Origin of the sequence: Rhizobium sp. BK399 (genome assembly GCF_014194695.1) — a bacterium.
In the GTDB taxonomy this organism is placed as follows: domain Bacteria; phylum Pseudomonadota; class Alphaproteobacteria; order Rhizobiales; family Rhizobiaceae; genus Rhizobium.
The window spans coordinates 1-17,201 of the sequence record NZ_JACIAH010000024.1 but is presented as its reverse complement, the minus strand read 5'-3'; the positions used below and the strand labels follow the sequence as shown (position 1 = coordinate 17,201).

Below are 17,201 nucleotides of genomic sequence, written 5' to 3'. Positions count from 1 at the left end.
CCTCAGCAACGAAGGACCTGACATGAAAATTTACGCACTTGCACTGGCTCTCGCCGCCGTCACCTCCCCCGCACTGGCCTCCGGCAACCACGCTGGTGGGCATGGGGAAAAGATGGCGGTTGGTGAACCCGGCGATAAGGCGAAGGTCACGCAGACCATCCGCTTTACAATGAAAGAGACCGAAGACGGCAAGATGCTGTTCCAGCCTGCTGTCATTAAGGTTCGCAAGGACCAGACGGTGAAAATCTCCATCAAGAATGCTGGGGAAACCGACCACGAGTTCGTGCTCGACCAAGAAGGTAAAATCCTGGAGCACAAGAAGGTGATGGAGAAGTTCCCTGAGATGGAGCACGCCGACCCCAACGCAATTCGCCTGGCGGCGGGTGAGTCTGGCGAGATCATCTGGAAGTTCACCACAGGCGGCGACTTCAAGTTTGCCTGCCTCATCCCCGGCCACTACGAGGCTGGCATGCACGGCGACGTCACCGTCGCCGCCAAGTAAGCGCCCCCCAAAAAAGGAGACTAACATGAAGATCGCAATCAAACTCGCTTTGGCCTTCCTGCTCTCCGTCAGCGCCGCTGCTGGAGCATTCGCGCAGGAGTTCACCAAGGGCGTCGTCAACAAAGTCGACGCGAAAGGGCAGAAGATCACCATAAAGCATGAGGACCTGAAGAACCTCGACATGCCCGCCATGACAATGGTTTTTCGGGTCAAGGATGCGGCCATACTTGAGAAACTCAAGGCGGGCCAGAACATCGAGTTCGTTGCCGAGCGCGTTGATGGCAAGCTGACCGTCACGCAGGTCAAGTAAATAGTGCGCCCGGGCCGCTGAAAACCGGCCCGGGCGCGACGAAGACAGCTAATTGGCGCGAAGGTCCGTCGGTTTGAGTTAGCCGACTAGGACACCTGGCGGGTGCATAGCGATTCTACGAGGTCCTCTTTCCAGTCGAGAGTCGCCTGACTTGGCAGCGGAAGGTACTCCTTGCCACCCACGAAAACCTTCCCGGGCAGACACTTGACCCGCGCGTCATGATTTCCATGATCGATAAAAATGGTCCTGCCGTTACTCAGCCGCTCGGTCAGCCTGATAGTGACATCACGGTCATATTCCCGAGACCGAAACGCGGTGACGGATCGCACCGACAAGGCAACCGAGACAATCCGCCGAGAAGATTGACGTGTGAAATGGGGGAAGGTCAGCGCCAATACTCGACGCCGCCAAGCTGACAAGAGCCGTGAATAGAATTGGCGGTCCCCGCATGTAGCCCTCCCGAGCCGGAGTGAGTGGGATTCCTTGCTCAGAGAGCGGTCGATATCGAAGGTCCGCATTATGTCGCAACGCTCCGCCCTTGAGGTCACTCGCCTTTGCGTTGTCCAGGACGTCGAACACGTGCATGCTGTAGCAACCATCGCCCCGTTGCAGGTCATCAGTCAGAGAGCCCGCGATCCCTCAGAAGACAACCGCTCGGCTTGGCAGCCAGGGTCGATGCCTTGAAAGAGGCGTGTGCCGCTTCGTTCAACAACATCTCCCGGGAGTCCTCGGTGAAGAGCGGTGCGGTGAAATTTATCTGGTAATTGCAATGGTGGTTTTCTCGCTCGTGCGGGGCAATAAGTGTCTGAATTTCTTCTATTATGTGAAAACCTCCAGGTTCACGTAATTTAAATGGCCGCAAGCTCGGATGTTGCGACCACAATCCGTCACCACGGGCTCATGTCGCTGTGGACACACCGCTGGAAAGGAGCTTCACCAACGCTTGAGCGCCGGCAGTCGATGACGCAGGGTTCTGGCCCGTAATCAGACGTCCATCCGTGATCGCAAAGGGTTCCCAGTTGGGTTTTTTTTCATAGATTCCGCCCAGACGTCTCAGTTCGTCCTCTACGAGGAAAGGCACGACGTGAGTGAGCTGAACCTCTTCTTCCTCGGTGTTGGTGAAACCCGTAACGCGCTTTCCCTTCACGATCGGCTCGCCCCGATAGGTAACATGGTGGAGCACACCGGGTGCGTGGCAGACGGCGGCGACGGGCTTGCCGGAGTCGTAGAAGGACTCGATTAGCTTGATTGAGTCAGGATCTTCGGCCAGATCCCACATTGGACCGTGGCCGCCCGGGTAGAATACGGCGTCGAATCCATCGGAACGCGCGTCCTTCAGCAACTTCGTCGTCGCGAAAACCTGTTGCGCGGCTGGATCCTTCTTGAATCGCGCCATCGCTGGTGTCTGGTTTTCCGGAAGATCGCTCTTCGGATCGACGGGAGGCTGTCCGCCTTTAGGCGAAACAAGGGTCAGGTCGATCCCCGCGTCGCGGAATACAAAGTAGGGGGCAGCACCCTCCTCCAGCCAGAAACCCGTCTTCCGGCCGGTGCTTCCTAGAATGTCGTGTGATGTAAAAACCATCAAAATCTTCATCTGTCGGCTCCTCGCTCAATGTTCGGCAGTCGAATGCTGCACGAGCCGGAGTATGCGCGTCGCCCGGCGCCATTGCACTTGAACGATGGTATCGGCGATACCGAATGGTAATGGCGGACCGTTCGGAAGTCCTCAAGGTGTCTGGAGTTTGCAATCGCGCATTGAACCGCACTTCCCGGCTGACCGCATCGTGGTGCTCGACCAGCGGCTTCGCATTATCCAGCAACACCTCGTTGGGAACGCCACCAAATCGAAGGAACGCACCTTCCAGTCCTTCGAACCGGTCGGTTTGCCCCTCTCGCAACGAGGCTCGGATATGTATGCGTCTCGAGTAACACAACGCTGCGACAAACACGTACACCCGAAGCCGCTCACCGGCGACCCATACGCACGTCTGGCCAAAGTCGATTTGCAACTGGCGACCTGGTGGAATTTCGAACCGAACTGTCGCACGCTTCTGAGCCTACAACTTCCGTCGCCACTGCCGAACTCGAAGCTCTACAGAACGCAGGCCGATGACAATCCCGTGCTCGATCGCCAACTCCTGGCGTATTACATCCGCATTGCCGTCATGACGGAAAAAGCGTTCTCGCAACCAATCGTCCAGCCCGTCAAACGAACTGCGCCGAACAGGTTTCTTGAAAAGCGACACGCCGCCTTCCCGCAAATATCGGCGAACCGTGTTGCGCGCGCACGCAAATTCCTTGGACAGCCGCTTGGCACCCAACCAAGAACATGTAGTCGCAACATTGCCACCAACTCAACCTGAAGCATATCCCCGCCCTGCATCGTTCGCGACAATGGAGATGCAATAAAATCTCGCTCGTCATCCAACTCTCCTCGTTTGACACGAGGGGTCAGTTCTTGCTTCGTTGGGCAGTTTCTCATTTCTCCCGACATTCCTGACGGAACGACGACAAGTATCGTTTGAGAGGCATGCCGTCGACCACCAACACCATCGGATCGCAGAGTACTGAAACTCAATGACAGTGCCGATAGCAGTCTTCACGTCCGGATGTTGACTTCGCCGTCGATGGTGCGGTGAAGAGTTGCTGTCGCAATGTCGTCAGTGGCGACAACACTCGCTGGCTTCTGAGGCTGACCAGTCCCTTAATCTTTATCTGACGTTCCATGCTACCGCTGTCGCACCGACGGTTCCGTGCAAGGAGTAGGTGATCAGAAGCGGTCTTGGATCAACGCCGCGGCCGCGCGGTGGGCTGGAGCTTCCCTGCCCCCTTTCATACGTTCGTAGATTGGTCTGAGCAGGCCCTCAGCCTCCGCGGCGCGACCCTGCTGTTGCCAAATCGTGGCCATGTCAGTTGCCGCCCTCAACTCCCAGGCTCCAGCGCCTTGGCTACGGCTTAGTTCCAACGACTTCGCGAGGTAGGTCTCCGTATCCATGTTGCTCAACTCGGGTGCCCTGAAAACGATTTGCCCCCTGAGCCGCAAAAGCTCCGGTAGGTAGGAGTAATAGCCCTTCTCTTCGATCAGTTGTTCGCTTTCCTTCGAAAGCGACCAGGCATCAGCAAATCGTCCCAGAGCCACCAACCCCGTAATGATGACGAATTGGAACCGTACCGTGAAGAGTTCGAAGCGTTGTGTATGGAGAATTTCGAGCTGCTCTTGTAGCGCCGCGACCCCAGCCTCGGCGTCGCCGCGGCGGATCGCAATCTCAGCCTGATAGGCGTGTCCTATGGAGAGATAAGGGCCGAAAGCCTGCGTCTTCGCACGGGCGATGAAAGGTATCAAATGCTCTTCGGCGACATCGAGATCACCGATCCAGAGGAGTGTGGCGATCGAACTTAGGGAGATAGCGAACGAGACGGGATGACGCATTGTCTCCGCATCCTTGAAGCATTGTCGGATCACCGCGCGCGCCTGATCGACATTGCCCTGGAGCCAGAGGTTCGTAGACCATCCAATCCTCGCCCACGTATAATGATCGAAACCATAGTGCATCTGTTTGCTGGCTGCCGGCAAACCTGGTCCGACAATCGGTGCCAAGGTCGCGTGGGCCTCCTCAAGGCGTCCAACCAGACAATAGGAGAGACCGAGTAGCGCCTTGGAAAGCATGGTTGCTGCCGGATCGTCGAACTGGCTCGCAATTGCGGAGCAACGTTCGGCGTATTCCAGACACCGGCGGAACTCCCCGCTCCGCAAGTGGAAGAAGTAGATCGGGCCGTGCAGCCGAGCGGCATTCAACAGGTCGCCTCGCGCTTGGGCGATCTCCAGACTTCTCTTCAGCGCCGAAGACGATACTTCGTTGTGGCCTCTCATGAACATAACCGAGACGCCGAACGTCGCCTGAAGCTGCATTTCCTCGACGCTGCCGCGCGTCGTGTCGTCCAACGACTGTAGGGCGCGCTCGGTCCAACGCTGGCATTCGGGAAGCAGGCCCATGGCACGAAAGACTGGAGCGACCGAAGCAACCAGGCCAACCCCTAACGATACATCGCCTTTTCCTCCGAAGCACCATTCCAAGGCACTGCGGACGTTGTTGACAGCGTTGAAGTGTGGCGCGCGCTCCATCGGGGTCAAGAGCGATGTCCATTCGTTGCCGTTCTGATCGAACCACAGGCGGCAGTAGGCGGCATGCCGCCTCGCCAGTTCCTCCCGCTCGTCTTCCTCGCTGAGTTCGATCACATAGGCGCGTGTGGTATCGAGAAGGCGATAACGCATCATCGCGCCGATCGGACGGGCGGCCACCATCGACTTTTCCACCAGACTGTCGATGGCGGCAAAAACGGAGGCGCGCTCGAGAGTTTCGTCCGCTACCACGTCCAGGGCGGCATCGAGCGGGAAATTGCCTACGAATACTGCGAGCCTGCGCAGAACCGCCCGCTCGGGTTTGGACAAAAGTCCGTAGCTCCAGTCGAGCGTCGCCTGCAGCGTTTGATGGCGAGGCGGTGCCGTGCGCAATCCCTGCCAAAGGTGCGTCAGCCTTTGATCGAGTAAGGCGGCCGTCTGCTCAAGACCATATGTCTCGACGCGTCTGGCGGCCAGTTCGATGGCCAGCGCTACCCCGTCAAGCTTCCGGCAAATATCGGCTACGATCGCCGCTTCCGCCTCGTTTCCATTCAGTTGGGCACCGCCCGCTATCGCACGTTCGACGAATAGCTGGACCGCCGGATACTCCGCGATGGCTGCGGTGGCTTCGGGCGGACAAGCCAGCGTATCCAGCCGATAGATGCGTTCATTGTCGATCCGCAATGCTTCCCGACTCGTCGCGACAATGTGAACGTGCGGCGCTGCGTCGAGGATGGACGACACAATGGTGGCGATCGTCTCCACGAGGTGCTCACAGGTATCGAGGATCAGAAGAAGGCGTTTTTCTCTGAGAAACCTGATGACATCGGGTGTCGCGTCTTCGGCTTGGACCGGAAGTCCGAGCATTGCGGCAATTGTCGTCGCCGCGAGTTTCGGATCGGAAATAACGCCCAAATCTACGAACAGCACATGTCCGGCGAAAGCGTCCGCCGCCTGATGCGCAGCGGCAATTGCAACCGTCGTTTTTCCGACACCTCCCGGGCCAACAATCGTGACGAGCCGTGAGCCCACCAGTTGCGCGCCTAGTTTGATGACGTCGACATCACGGCCCACCATGCGGCCGAGCCGCTGAGGAAGGTTGGCATGAGGAAACGACTCTTTGGGCGTGGAGGTGTCGTTTTCGTCGGGGAGCGCCCGTTCGGTGGGAGCGACAAAACAGTAGCCTCTCCCGGCAAGCGTGGCGATGTAGCGCGCTCCATCCTGGCCGTCTCCAAGCGCCTTGCGCAGGCCGGCCATATGGAACCGAAGACTTCCCTCCTCAACGATGGCATCCGGCCAGACCCTGTCCATCAGCTCCTTCTTGCTGAGGACTTCGTTCGGAGACGTCGCCAGCGCTATGAGAATCTCGAGGGCGCGTCCACCCAGTTCCACCGGGATTCCCTCCCTGGTCAGCATCCGCTCGTTTACCGCCAGTTTGAACGGCCCAAAGCGGACTCCTGTGCTATCCCCGACTGCGGCCGCCATGACCAATCCCTCAAGCCGACGCTCCAACGCCCGGCGGACATTAGTCCACCGGGTCGCGCTCCGCCACTACGCGAAGGTATAGAAAACTACGAGACACCGTATGCGGCGAACACAGCTAACTGTTAGCACGCTGCGAGTTCGGGCCTAACAACATCTAATAACGCATAACGGGCGTTTCCCCGCCTCCTGCCGTAGGTTTTGGACAGCACAAAGGTGCAGCCGAAACGGACACACAGGAGACGACCATGCATACGAAGGTTATCGAAGAAGTCGATCAGGATCGCCGCAAGTTCCTCGCTGCCGCTTCGCTCGGCGTCGCAGTTGCTAGCACCGGTGCTCTTCTACCTTCTCATTTGCTCGCGGCCTCTCAAAGCGGCGACACAATCACGCCATTCCACGTACATTTCTCCGACGAGACGCTGAAGGACCTTCATCGCCGCGTCCTCGCCACGCGTTGGCCGGATGCTGAGACGGTCAAGGATCACTCGCAGGGCGTCCAGCTCGCTACCATCAAGAAGCTCGCCGACCACTGGGCCAAGCACTACGACTGGCGCAAAATCGAAACGAAACTGAACTCCTACCCGCAATTCACCACGAAGATCGACGGGTTGGAGATTCACTTCATCCATGTGAAATCCAAGCACACGAACGCCCTGCCGATCCTTGTTACCCATGGATGGCCCGGTTCCATCATCGAACAGCTCAAAATCATCGAGCCCCTGACCGATCCGACCGCGCACGGCGGCAGTGCCGAAGACGCCTTCCATGTCGTCATCCCATCGCTTCCCGGCTACGGCTTCTCCGGCAAGCCGACGGAGCCCGGATGGAATCCACCACGTATCGCCAAGGCCTGGGCGGTGCTGATGCAACGCCTCGGCTACGCAAAGTACGTCGCGCAGGGCGGCGACTGGGGCAATGCGGTTACCGAACTGATGGCTGTGCAGGAACCTCCGGGATTGCTCGGCATCCATACCAACATGGCGGCAACCGTTCCCGCCGACATATCCAAGGCACTATCCGCCGGCAGCCAGCCCACCGGCCTTTCGCCTGATGAAAAACGTGCATGGGATCAGCTCGACGATTTCTACAAGAATGGTCTTGGCTACGCCATCGAGATGAATAACCGGCCGCAGACGCTTTACGGCATCGTCGACTCACCGATCGGGCTTGCCTCATGGATGCTCGACCATGACATCCGCAGCTATGACATGATCGCTCGCGTTTTCGACGGTAAAACAGAAGGGCTGACCAAGGACGATGTTCTCGACAACGTCACGCTCTACTGGCTGACCAACACGGCGATCTCTTCCGCCCGTCTCTACTGGGACAACGCGCACTTCCCGTCTGGTGGCTTCTTCGACCCGCGCGGCATCAAGCTTCCGGTGGCGGTCAGTGCCTTCCCTGACGAAATTTACCAGGCCCCCCAGAGCTGGGCCGAGAAGGCCTACCCGAAGCTCATCTTCTACAACCGGCCTCCCAAGGGTGGCCACTTCGCAGCCTGGGAGCAGCCGATGCTTCTCACGGCCGATCTGCGCGCCGCCTTCAAGCCGCTCCGCAAATCGATCTGACCAGATCTGCGGCGTTCCCCCGCGCCGCAGTCAATTCAGCATTCCAACCCCCATGCATGAAGGAGAAAGACAATGTCAGACAACCAGATCGTCGATTCCAGCTTCACCGCGATCATCAACGCGCCGATCGAGAAGATCGATATTCCAACCTGGTGCTTCACGCTGCCCGAGAAGGAATACCAGGGCTGCTCGCCCGCCCATATCGCTGCCGGCTTCACGACCGCGCCGGACGGAACGCGCATGTCGATCAACGTCGAAACGATCGGCGGCAGCCTGATGGTACAGCACTACGTCGAAACGCTCGGCGAAAAGGATCATCTGATCCTTGATTCCGACTCAGATGTGTTCACGCCGACGGGCCGGGTAACCATTCACGTGACCTGGGAACTAAGCGTCAAGGCAATCGACAAGGATCGCTGCGAATTCACCAACCGGGTGCAGTCCTTTGCGACCCAGGAAATGCTCGCATCCCTCGATCGGCAGGGCATCCCTTTCGAAATCTTCCGCACACAGCGCCAGCCGATGTCGATCGCCCACAACAAGGGCGAGACGCCGCTGTTCGCAGCCAGCATCGAACGCCACGCGCTTCGCAGCCAGCAAGCGTCGAAGGCCGCCTGAGGGCGAGCGGAGGAAACAATGTCCGAACTCTCCTACGAACACGGCATCACTGGTCTCCTGGTGGTTGATCCGTACAACGACTTCATCTCCGAGGGCGGCAAAATCTGGCCACGCATCAAGGATGTCGCCGAAGCCAACAACTGCGTCCCGCACATGGAGCAAATCCTCAAGGCGGCCCGGCAGGTGAAAGTCCCGGTGTTCTTCGCGATGCACCACAGGTACCGCGAAGGCGACTACGAAAACTGGAAGTACATTGCCCCCATCCAGAAAATGGCATGGAACCGGCGGTCGTTCGAATACGGGACCTGGGGCGGTGAGTTCAGGGCGGAGTTCGTGCCCGCCAAGGGCGAGGTTGTGGCTTCAGAGCATTGGTGCTCCAGCGGCTTCGCCAACACCGACCTCGACAACCAGCTCAAAAGGCGGGGCATCCACAGGCTGATCGTCATCGGGCTCATCGCCCACACCTGCATCGAAGCGACCGTCCGTTTCGCGGCCGAACTCGGATACGACGTCACCGTCGTGAAGGACGCTGTCGCCGACTACTCCGACGAAATGATGCACGCGGCCCTGGAAATCAACATGCCGAACTACGCCAGCGCCATCGTGACGACGGAGGAAATCCTCAAAGCCTTCGCTGCCATGGCGACTGTGGCACCGGCCGCATAGTCAAACGCGCCAGAGGGCGGCACGTCCGCCCTCTGCCATCTCCCAAAGGGCCGGCGACCCCGCGACGAAGGAGTGGAGGCATCGGTCATAACCTGCCTCAGGAAGCGCCATCCGCATTCGCCAAAACGATCATCGACGTCGCTGACGCCGGATCAATAAAGCCAACCTCGCCCCTCATACGCAACGAAAGCAAACAGGAGTGCATCATGGACCAGAAAGCGAATTCCAAAGTTCTCTACACTGCAAAGACCCACGTTACCGGCGGACGCGAACATGGCGTCGCGCGGAGTTCCGACGGGCGTCTCGATGTCCGGTTGGGGGTACCGGGGACGGCGCGTATAGGGACCAACCCGGAACAGCTCTTCGCGGCAGGCTGGTCGGCCTGCTTCGAGAGCGCCATCGGGCTCATCGTGCAGAAGAAGCGCATCACGCTCGGTGGCGATGTGACGATTGACGCAGAAGTCGATCTCAATCTGTCCGACACCGACGGGTATTCGCTGACCGCTCGCCTGCATGTTGGCATCCCCGGCGTGGAGCGTGACGTCGCCCAATCACTGATCGAAGAGGCTCATCAGATTTGCCCTTATTCCAGGGCTACGCGCGGAAACATCGCCGTCACGATCAAGCTCGTTTGAACGCAACTCAAACAGAAACATCTCGGCCGAGCGGCCGAACCAGCAAGGAGTGCGTGCAATGACTTCCGCAAACGGTACAGCGCTGATTACTGGCGCTTCCTCCGGCCTCGGGGCGATCTACGCCGACAGGCTCGCTCGGCGAGGCTTCGACCTCATCCTGGTGGCCAGGGGAAAGGAAGCCCTGGCCACCGTCGCCGGGACAATCGTCGACGCAACGGGTCGATCGGTCGCGACCGTTCAGGCCGACCTGGGTAGCCCCGAGGACCTCCGTCGTGTCGAGGCTGTCTTGAAGGACAACTCCTCGATCACCATGCTCGTCAACAATGCGGGCGTAGGTTCTGTCGAACCGCTTTTGAAAGCGAACGTCGACGACATGGAGCGAATGATCGAGATCAACATCGTGGCCTTGACCCGTTTGGTCTATGCGGCCGTCCCGGCTTTCGTCGAACGCAAGCGCGGCACAGTCATAAATCTCGCGTCCGCTCTCGCGTTGGCTCCTGGCATGTTCAACGGTGTTTACGGAGCGTCGAAAGCATTCGTGGTCGCATTGACGCAATCCCTGGATAAGGAGCTTTCAGGGAGTGGACTTCGCTTCCAGGCGGTGCTTCCGGGGGCAATCGCTACCGCGTTCTGGAAGGCATCCGGAGGATCACTCGACCATCTGCCGGAACGAGCGGTCATGCACGCCGAAGACGCCGTCGATGCGGCCCTTGCCGGCCTCGATCTCGGTGAATTGATCACGTTGCCGTCCTTGCCGGATGTTTCCGAGTGGGACGCCTACGACACCGCGCGGCGGAATCTGATCCCCAAGATTTCCTTGAACAAACCCGCACAGCGCTACCTCACCGCAGCTCGAGCATAAGCGACTTCGTAAGGGCCGGCATGGCCACGTTGCATCGAAAGGACAACTCCATGAAATCGACAGCTATCGTCTTGGCCAGCCGGCCCACTGGCACACCCGGACCAGAAAACTTCCGGACCGAGGAGATCGACGTTGGAGCACCGCTCGACGGCCAGGTCTCCCTTCGCGTGCTCTACCTCTCGCTGGACCCCTATATGCGTGGTCGCATGAGCGACGCCAAATCCTACGCCGAGCCGGTGCCCGTCGGCGGCGTCATGGAAGGCGAGACCGTTTGCGAAGTCATGCAGTCTAGGAGCGCGGAGTTCAGGGAGGGCGACATTGTCCGGGCGATGACAGGCTGGCGTACCCATGCAGTCATCGATGCGAGACGCGTCAAACGGGTAAACACCTACGGAGCACCGGCCTCCACAGCGCTTGGTGTTCTAGGTATGCCAGGCTTCACCGCGTATGGCGGGATGAAGGTGATCGGCCAGCCCAAATCGGGCGAGACCGTTGTGGTTGCCGCCGCTTCCGGTCCGGTGGGCTCGCTTGTCGGCCAACTTGCCATGCGTGTCGGGGCGCGAGCCGTCGGTATCGCAGGTGGCCGCGATAAATGCGACTACGTCAAGACCGAACTCGGCTTCGACGCCGTGGTCGACCACCGCTCGCCGGATTTCGCCTCGGAGCTGGCAGCAAACTGCTCCAATGGCATAGACGTCTACTTCGAAAACGTCGGCGGCCACGTCTGGGATGCTGTATTTCCGCTGCTGAACCTCTATGCCCGGGTGCCCGTCTGCGGGTTGATCGCCCAGTACAATGGATCTGTTGTTGGCGAGCAGGACCGACTTCCTGCGACGATGTCGGCGATCCTGCGACGTAGTCTCCTGTTGAGGGGCTTCATCAACACCGAGTTCGTCCCCACGCACTATGAAGCGTTTCAACAGGAGCTTGGTCCGCTCGTCGCCGTGGGTGAAATAAAGTACCGCGAGGATGTGGTTGACGGCCTCGACAACGCTCCTGAGGCCTTCATCGGAATGCTCAAGGGCAGCAATTTCGGCAAGCTTTTGGTACGCGTCTCATAAGGGCCCGATATCGCGTTCACGACAGCGACAAAAGTAATACTTTTTGTCGCTCTCCCCTTAAGACAGGTCGTACTGGTCGCTCCGTATTGGCCGCAGACCTTCAAGGCGAGAGGAACGTCCGTCTGGCCTCGTGCCGAGACGTGCCCGCCGCAGTTTCAAAAGGAAGATGATGACAGTTACCGGCGCCCAGTTCATCGGCGGGCGATCCGACAGCGGCCGGGAATTCACATCGACTTTCCCATCTCGCGACAGGATATTGCCGAAACGACCGGCACGACGCTCCATACGGTCTCCCGAATCCTGAGCGCGTGGGGATCGAAGGGGATCGTTGAAGGCGGAGGCCAAAAGATGACGGTCCGAGATCCTCAGAGGTTGCTTACCCTTGCAGAAGGCGCGCGGGATTAGGAACAGACATTCGCCCTGGGTAGCCAATGCCCCTTGAAACAGATGAATAAGCGAAAGAAAAGGGCGCTACTCGAACTCAAGTCGGAGCGCCCTTAGGTCGTAAACGGCAGCGTTGCGGCGGAGGCCGTGGTCCGACAAAACGCATTTCAGCGGATTCGCATATGCTCCGCAAGATCCCCATCACGAACGACCCATCTCGCCAGCCCACGTTTTCACACATCGTCCACCGCCTGCCCACAGGTTATCCACACTGTAAATCTACGCTCCTATCCCGGAATTCCGACCGAGTGGCCGCCCTGTGGATCACTTACAATCCGACAAGACGTGACGGCAGATCTCCTGTTGCGGATTCCCCTTGCGTAGATTTGCGCCTATGGTCACCGACGCCTTATTGAGCGCAGGCGGCGGACCTCGGAGGGAGCGGTGGAGGGTGCAGGCGTGCCCCCCGGCCGCATCTCCGGCTGATAGCACATACGAGTTCGGTCAAATCGCACGCGGCCCCTGGAATCAAAATTTGAAGAGATCTCCATAACACATTGAAAATGATTCGTTTCCAATCGGAACGAATCCCTTGGACGGGCTTTGAGTCGCTGTCGAGAGATTCGGAGTAGAGCGTATGGCAGCGGGTCATCGTGCCCAGTGGAAGGGCTTCCTCAAATTTGGCGAAGTGAGCTGCGGCGTTGCGCTTTACACGGCGGCCAGCACGTCAGAGCGCATAAGTTTCAACACGATCAACAAGGTATCCGGGAACCGGGTCAACCGAATCTTCATCGACAGCGAGACGGAAGACCCGGTGCCAAAGGAGAAGCAGACCAAGGGGTTCGAGATCGAAAACGGCCAATACCTCATCATCGATCCCGAGGAGGTGGCTGCCACGATCCCCGAGAGCAACAAGACCCTGGAGGTCGGCTGTTTCATCCCCTGCTCCGACGTGGACGATGTTTATTTCGACAAGCCCTACTATCTCGCGCCCGACAAGTTGGGCGGGGACGCCTTTGTCGCCCTGCGCGATGCCATGAAAAACTCTGAGGTCGCAGCAATCGCCAGAGCTGTCCTCTTCCGTCGGATGCGGACCGTTCTTATACGCCCACACGGCAAGGGTCTGATCGCCACTACCCTCAATTACGACTATGAAGTCCGCTCCAGCAAGAAAGCATTCGAGGAAATACCCAGGTTGAAGATTGAGGGCGAGATGCTCGATCTTGCCAAGCACATAATCGCGACGAAGAAGGGCGAATTCGACCCGGCGACTTTCGACGATCGCTATGAGGCTGCCCTCGCCGATCTCGTGAAAGCCAAGATGGAAGGCCGGTCGCTCCCGAAACCGAAGAAGGTGGAGGTGTCGAAGCCGAACGACCTGCTGGCCGCCCTCCGGGAAAGCGCAGGAATGATGAAGGCTGCCGCCGCCGACAAGCCGAAACGCTCCGCAGCCAACGCCAATCGAGGTCCGGGTCGACAGCGCGCGACACGCGAGTCGGCTCCAAAAACTGCCACTTCCGGTGCTTCTGCGCTTCGCAAGACTGGTTAAGGAGATCGAGGCATGGCACCGCGTCATTATTGGAAAGGCTACCTCAAGCTGTCACTGGTCACCTGCCCGGTGGCAATGACCCCGGCCACGAGCGAGAGCGAGAAGGTCCGCTTTCATACGCTGAACAAGGATACGGGAAACCGGGTGGTCTCCCAGTACGTTGACTCCGTGACCGGGAAGCCCGTGAAAGATGAGAACGAAGCCAAGGGTTATGCCCGCGGTGAGAACGACTACGTCATTCTCACCGACGACGATCTCGATCGCGTCGCGCTAGATACCGTGAAAACCATCGATATCGAGAAATTCGTTCCGGCCCACACCATCGAATGGGTCTATCTGGAAAAGCCGCACTACCTGATGCCGGATGACGCTGTTGGTAACGAGGCCTTTGCCGTCATCCGAGATGCCATGAAGGCCGACAAGGTCGTGGGTGTCTCGAAACTGGTGATGGGCCGCCGCGAGCGCGCCGTCATCCTCGAGCCCCGAGGGGACGGCATTGTGCTTTGGTCGCTTCGGTTCGGCGATGAAGTAAGACCGGAAGAAAGCTATTTCGAGGATATCGCCGCCAAAGCGGATCCTGACCTTGTCCCTCTCGTTCAGAAGCTCATCAAACAGAAGTCGGCTCATTGGTCGCCGGATATGGCCAGCGACCCGATCCAGACCAGCCTGTTGAAGCTCATAGAGACAAAGAAAAAAGCGCTGAAGCCGAGGAAGACGGCAAAGGGAAAAACGGCCGAAACCGCACTGAAATCGAACGTCGTCAACATCATGGAAGCTCTGCGGAAGAGTGTCGAAGCTGATCTCAAGGGCCGAAAAGCGGGGTGATGGGATGCATCTGACAGACACCAGGGTTGCCCATGAGAACAACGGCTGGAGGATCGAGTTTCGAAGTCATGATGGCGACGCAGTGACGGTCCTTGTTTGCGATTGCGCCAACGTCGATGAAAAGGCCGCAGTAGAACGTGCTCGCGCGATCCTGGTCCAGCTGACGGCCTTCGGAACGCGGGGCGGCGGCCGGAGTATCAATTCATACGACGCCGCCAGCAACGGAAATTTCGATCATGACCAACCGTTTATCGACATCTTTCATTGAGGCGACCTTCGAATGCCCTGATGATGGCTCCGGAGATGGGCAAGTGTGTTAAAAGACCGCAACGGAACAATGAGCACGAACTTCAGGATGAATACATAAGGGTTTTGAGCAACCCTTTGGGTGGCATCGCCAGGATCTCTGGCCCGCCCTAACGCAGGGCTATTTTATAACCATGGAACAGAACCCACTTGTTTTGTTTGGCGCCGGAAGAACGGGTGCGCACTTCTCCGTTATTCCTCGAACTAGCCGCCTAGCTGCTCCGTCTGCTCTTGTTGAGGCAGGGCTCCTTCTGGGGCTATGGACTACTCACATTGTGTCAGTATCCATGGCAACGATCTAACGATACACTCGTTAGGCTTGTTTCCCGAAAACAGGCGCATTGGCGTTAGGGAAGGCTCCGGACCCCTCTCGAGCCTTCCCCCAACCACTGTTTCCCCTGATGTCGCTGAAGCCTGTTTGCTGGTCGCGGGGATGAACGTCTTTCTGCGAATTACCGTCACGACAAGCAAGGGGTGCCCAACAGAACCGATGGCTTTTGAGCTGGCGAAATCAACCAAGATAAAGCCAACCATCAGAAGCCTGATGCGTATCCCGGATAATTTGCTGTGTGTGGGAGTTGCCGGCATGCCTTTGATGGATCATCGCATCAATAAGTACCGAGAGACGGGAGGAGCATCAGACATCGTAGGGGTGGAGGTTCTCGTTCCCAAAGCGAGACGAGATGAAATCGTGAATGCCGCGGCGGAAATGCGCTCTAGGCATCGGGCCGAAAAGAGCCGTCTTGTAGAATTTATCAGAATCGCTACCGAGCGTATGGGCTTCTCAAAGTTTTCAATAACATCGACATCGAAAAGCTGAACGATCGTCCGCAAAAGGCGCGATCTTGCCAAAGCCCTTATCGAGCGCGGTGATGCGCGGGCCTATGCGATGGGGACAAAGAATGCTCGTCTTCCCAGGAGACGGGCGCTGATTGAACTCACGCGGATCCAAAAGAGGTCATGGCCTCCCTCGCCGGGAACAGATCAGCCGGCCCATTGGGCATTTCGGCGTCAATCCGCTTCAAAAAGTCGAGGAATTCGGTCGCTCGGTGACGCTTGTAGCAATGACCGATCACGGCGCCAGTCGCGACGTCGAGCGCGAACAGGGCGGTCGTGCCATTGCGGACATAGGTATGAGTGCGCCGTTCGGCGACGCCCGGCGCCATAGGCAGCACAGGCTGCTCGCGATCCAGGGCTTGGATTTGTGACTTCTCATCCACGCAAAGCACGACCGCCCGGTCCGGAGGCGACATGTAAAGTCCGACGATGTCCTGCACCTTATCGACGAAGAGCAGATCAGAGGAAAGCTTGAATGTCCCGGCGCGATGCGGCTGCAGGCCAAATGCTGTCCAGATCCGACGGATGGTGGTATGCGAAAGTCCACTGGAGGCTGCCATCGAACGGATGGACCAGTGCGTGGCATCCTTGGGAGTGGTGTTCAATGTACGCTCGACGACCTGAGCAACCTGGGCATCAGAGACAGTTCGTGGTCGACCGGCACGATATTCATCTGTCAGCCCTTCAATACCATCTTGTAGGAACCGGCGGCGCCACTTGCCAACCGTATGCTCGTGGACCCCGAGACGCTCGGCAACGTCTTTGCTTTGCAGACCCTGCGCACACAACAAGACCATCCGGCATCGATCCGACAAGGAGCGCGGCGCTTTATGCCGGCGCACCTGAGATTACAGGAAATTTCTATCCGCGTCGCTCAGAACGACGAGGCCTGCTTGCCTGCCAACCATCAATCAACTCCTGCTCTTCTAACAGAAGCCGAACAAAATGAAGCTTATTTTGGTTCCAGGGTGACTAGGCTAAGGCCAGCCGCCGCAGCCTCAAAGCGAGCAGAGGTCACGACGGCCCATTTCTCGTTAAAATTGTTACCTCCAACTCTGTCGGAGTTGGTTTGTATGGTGTCGGTCGTCGAGGAATTGAAAGGCAAGCTGGCCGAATTGGAGGCGCGGCTTGAGGCGATCAGGGCTGAAGCTCTGATCCTGGAAGGCCAAAAGTCGGCGTTCATGACCGTACTCAAGGTCTTCGATCCCAGCACGATGTTCGAAGTTCGTCAGCAGGCCAAGAGGAGGGATCGGTCAACGACGCGAATACCGCTGGTATTGCCACGAGACGCCAAGCTACCCAAGCGTGTCGCGGACGGCTTTCATCCGCGAGATATCTAGTCCAACCTGTATTTTTCGTTGAATAGCTGAGGAGCTTTTGACCTTGCCCCGTTGAAATAATCCATTTTGAAGTAAGCTCTGGCCCATTGAGAGGACCAGGGAATGAAGCGCAGCCGTTTCACAGACGAACAGA

General features: G+C 58.3%; 16 protein-coding genes and 3 pseudogenes. 14 read left to right on the top strand and 5 right to left on the bottom strand.

Going from position 1 to position 17,201, the window contains the following annotated elements; genetic code table 11:
* The first annotated feature begins 22 nt into the window (after positions 1 to 22).
* Positions 23 to 502, top strand: a complete 480-nt coding sequence (locus tag FHT97_RS28215; RefSeq protein WP_183864864.1) for a plastocyanin/azurin family copper-binding protein — start codon at positions 23 to 25, stop codon at positions 500 to 502.
* 25 nt (positions 503 to 527) lie between these two features.
* The gene (locus FHT97_RS28210; protein ID WP_183758242.1) at positions 528 to 812 is read left to right on the top strand and encodes a copper-binding protein; all 285 of its coding nucleotides are present in this window, start codon (positions 528 to 530) and stop codon (positions 810 to 812) included.
* A gap of 898 nt (positions 813 to 1,710) precedes the next feature.
* Here FHT97_RS28210 and FHT97_RS28205 read toward each other — a convergent pair.
* The 3 genes and pseudogenes from FHT97_RS28205 to FHT97_RS28195 all read right to left on the bottom strand — a co-directional run bounded on the left by FHT97_RS28205 (position 1,711) and on the right by FHT97_RS28195 (position 6,417).
* Positions 1,711 to 2,406, bottom strand: a complete 696-nt coding sequence (locus FHT97_RS28205; RefSeq protein ID WP_183864863.1) for a type 1 glutamine amidotransferase domain-containing protein — start codon at positions 2,404 to 2,406, stop codon at positions 1,711 to 1,713.
* Positions 2,407 to 2,557: 151 nt separating this feature from the next.
* Positions 2,558 to 3,236: pseudogene (locus tag FHT97_RS28200) on the bottom strand (IS21 family transposase); the annotation flags it as partial.
* 346 nt (positions 3,237 to 3,582) lie between these two features.
* A complete protein-coding gene (locus FHT97_RS28195) occupies positions 3,583 to 6,417 on the bottom strand; it encodes a winged helix-turn-helix domain-containing protein (protein WP_183864862.1) in 2,835 nt (944 codons plus the stop codon).
* A gap of 245 nt (positions 6,418 to 6,662) precedes the next feature.
* Here FHT97_RS28195 and FHT97_RS28190 point away from each other — a divergent pair, with 245 nt between their 5' ends.
* The 6 genes from FHT97_RS28190 (at position 6,663) to FHT97_RS28165 (ending at position 11,827) form a co-directional block, all read left to right on the top strand.
* Positions 6,663 to 7,985, top strand: coding sequence for an epoxide hydrolase family protein (locus FHT97_RS28190; RefSeq protein WP_183864861.1), 1,323 nt, complete (start codon positions 6,663 to 6,665; stop codon positions 7,983 to 7,985).
* Between the two features lie 72 nt (positions 7,986 to 8,057).
* Positions 8,058 to 8,603, top strand: a complete 546-nt coding sequence (locus FHT97_RS28185; protein ID WP_183864860.1) for a hypothetical protein — start codon at positions 8,058 to 8,060, stop codon at positions 8,601 to 8,603.
* Positions 8,604 to 8,621: 18 nt separating this feature from the next.
* The gene (locus FHT97_RS28180) at positions 8,622 to 9,269 is read left to right on the top strand and encodes an isochorismatase family cysteine hydrolase (protein ID WP_183758233.1); all 648 of its coding nucleotides are present in this window, start codon (positions 8,622 to 8,624) and stop codon (positions 9,267 to 9,269) included.
* Positions 9,270 to 9,475: 206 nt separating this feature from the next.
* Positions 9,476 to 9,904, top strand: a complete 429-nt coding sequence (locus FHT97_RS28175) for an organic hydroperoxide resistance protein (RefSeq protein WP_183758231.1) — start codon at positions 9,476 to 9,478, stop codon at positions 9,902 to 9,904.
* Positions 9,905 to 9,962: 58 nt separating this feature from the next.
* On the top strand, positions 9,963 to 10,766 hold the full coding sequence (locus tag FHT97_RS28170; RefSeq protein WP_183864859.1) for an SDR family oxidoreductase: 804 nt from the start codon (positions 9,963 to 9,965) through the stop codon (positions 10,764 to 10,766).
* 50 nt (positions 10,767 to 10,816) lie between these two features.
* The gene (locus tag FHT97_RS28165; RefSeq protein WP_183864858.1) at positions 10,817 to 11,827 is read left to right on the top strand and encodes an NADP-dependent oxidoreductase; all 1,011 of its coding nucleotides are present in this window, start codon (positions 10,817 to 10,819) and stop codon (positions 11,825 to 11,827) included.
* Between the two features lie 57 nt (positions 11,828 to 11,884).
* Here FHT97_RS28165 and FHT97_RS28160 read toward each other — a convergent pair whose 3' ends face one another.
* Complete coding sequence (locus FHT97_RS28160) at positions 11,885 to 12,112, bottom strand: hypothetical protein (RefSeq protein ID WP_183864857.1); 228 nt, start codon at positions 12,110 to 12,112, stop codon at positions 11,885 to 11,887.
* Between FHT97_RS28160 and FHT97_RS28155 the strand changes: the two are divergent.
* The 5 genes and pseudogenes from FHT97_RS28155 to FHT97_RS31200 form a co-directional block, all read left to right on the top strand.
* Positions 12,038 to 12,232 (top strand): annotated as a pseudogene (locus FHT97_RS28155) (helix-turn-helix domain-containing protein); the annotation flags it as partial. The gene FHT97_RS28160 and the pseudogene FHT97_RS28155 sit on opposite strands and share 75 nt — an antisense overlap.
* A 616-nt stretch (positions 12,233 to 12,848) precedes the next feature.
* A complete protein-coding gene (locus tag FHT97_RS28150; protein WP_183864856.1) occupies positions 12,849 to 13,760 on the top strand; it encodes a Ku protein in 912 nt (303 codons plus the stop codon).
* Between the two features lie 12 nt (positions 13,761 to 13,772).
* Positions 13,773 to 14,585: a Ku protein gene (locus FHT97_RS28145; protein WP_183864855.1), complete on the top strand. Its 813-nt coding sequence runs from the start codon at positions 13,773 to 13,775 to the stop codon at positions 14,583 to 14,585.
* A 4-nt stretch (positions 14,586 to 14,589) separates the two neighbouring features.
* The gene (locus tag FHT97_RS28140; RefSeq protein WP_183864854.1) at positions 14,590 to 14,853 is read left to right on the top strand and encodes a hypothetical protein; all 264 of its coding nucleotides are present in this window, start codon (positions 14,590 to 14,592) and stop codon (positions 14,851 to 14,853) included.
* A 471-nt stretch (positions 14,854 to 15,324) separates the two neighbouring features.
* On the top strand, positions 15,325 to 15,711 hold the full coding sequence (locus FHT97_RS31200) for a hypothetical protein (protein ID WP_246712822.1): 387 nt from the start codon (positions 15,325 to 15,327) through the stop codon (positions 15,709 to 15,711).
* Positions 15,712 to 15,877: 166 nt separating this feature from the next.
* Here the strand turns inward: FHT97_RS31200 and FHT97_RS28130 are convergent.
* A pseudogene (locus tag FHT97_RS28130) lies at positions 15,878 to 16,570 on the bottom strand (IS630 family transposase); the annotation flags it as partial.
* Here FHT97_RS28130 and FHT97_RS28125 point away from each other — a divergent pair.
* Positions 16,457 to 17,068: a hypothetical protein gene (locus tag FHT97_RS28125; protein WP_348649653.1), complete on the top strand. Its 612-nt coding sequence runs from the start codon at positions 16,457 to 16,459 to the stop codon at positions 17,066 to 17,068. The pseudogene FHT97_RS28130 and the gene FHT97_RS28125 sit on opposite strands and share 114 nt — an antisense overlap.
* Positions 17,069 to 17,201: the final 133 nt, after the last annotated feature.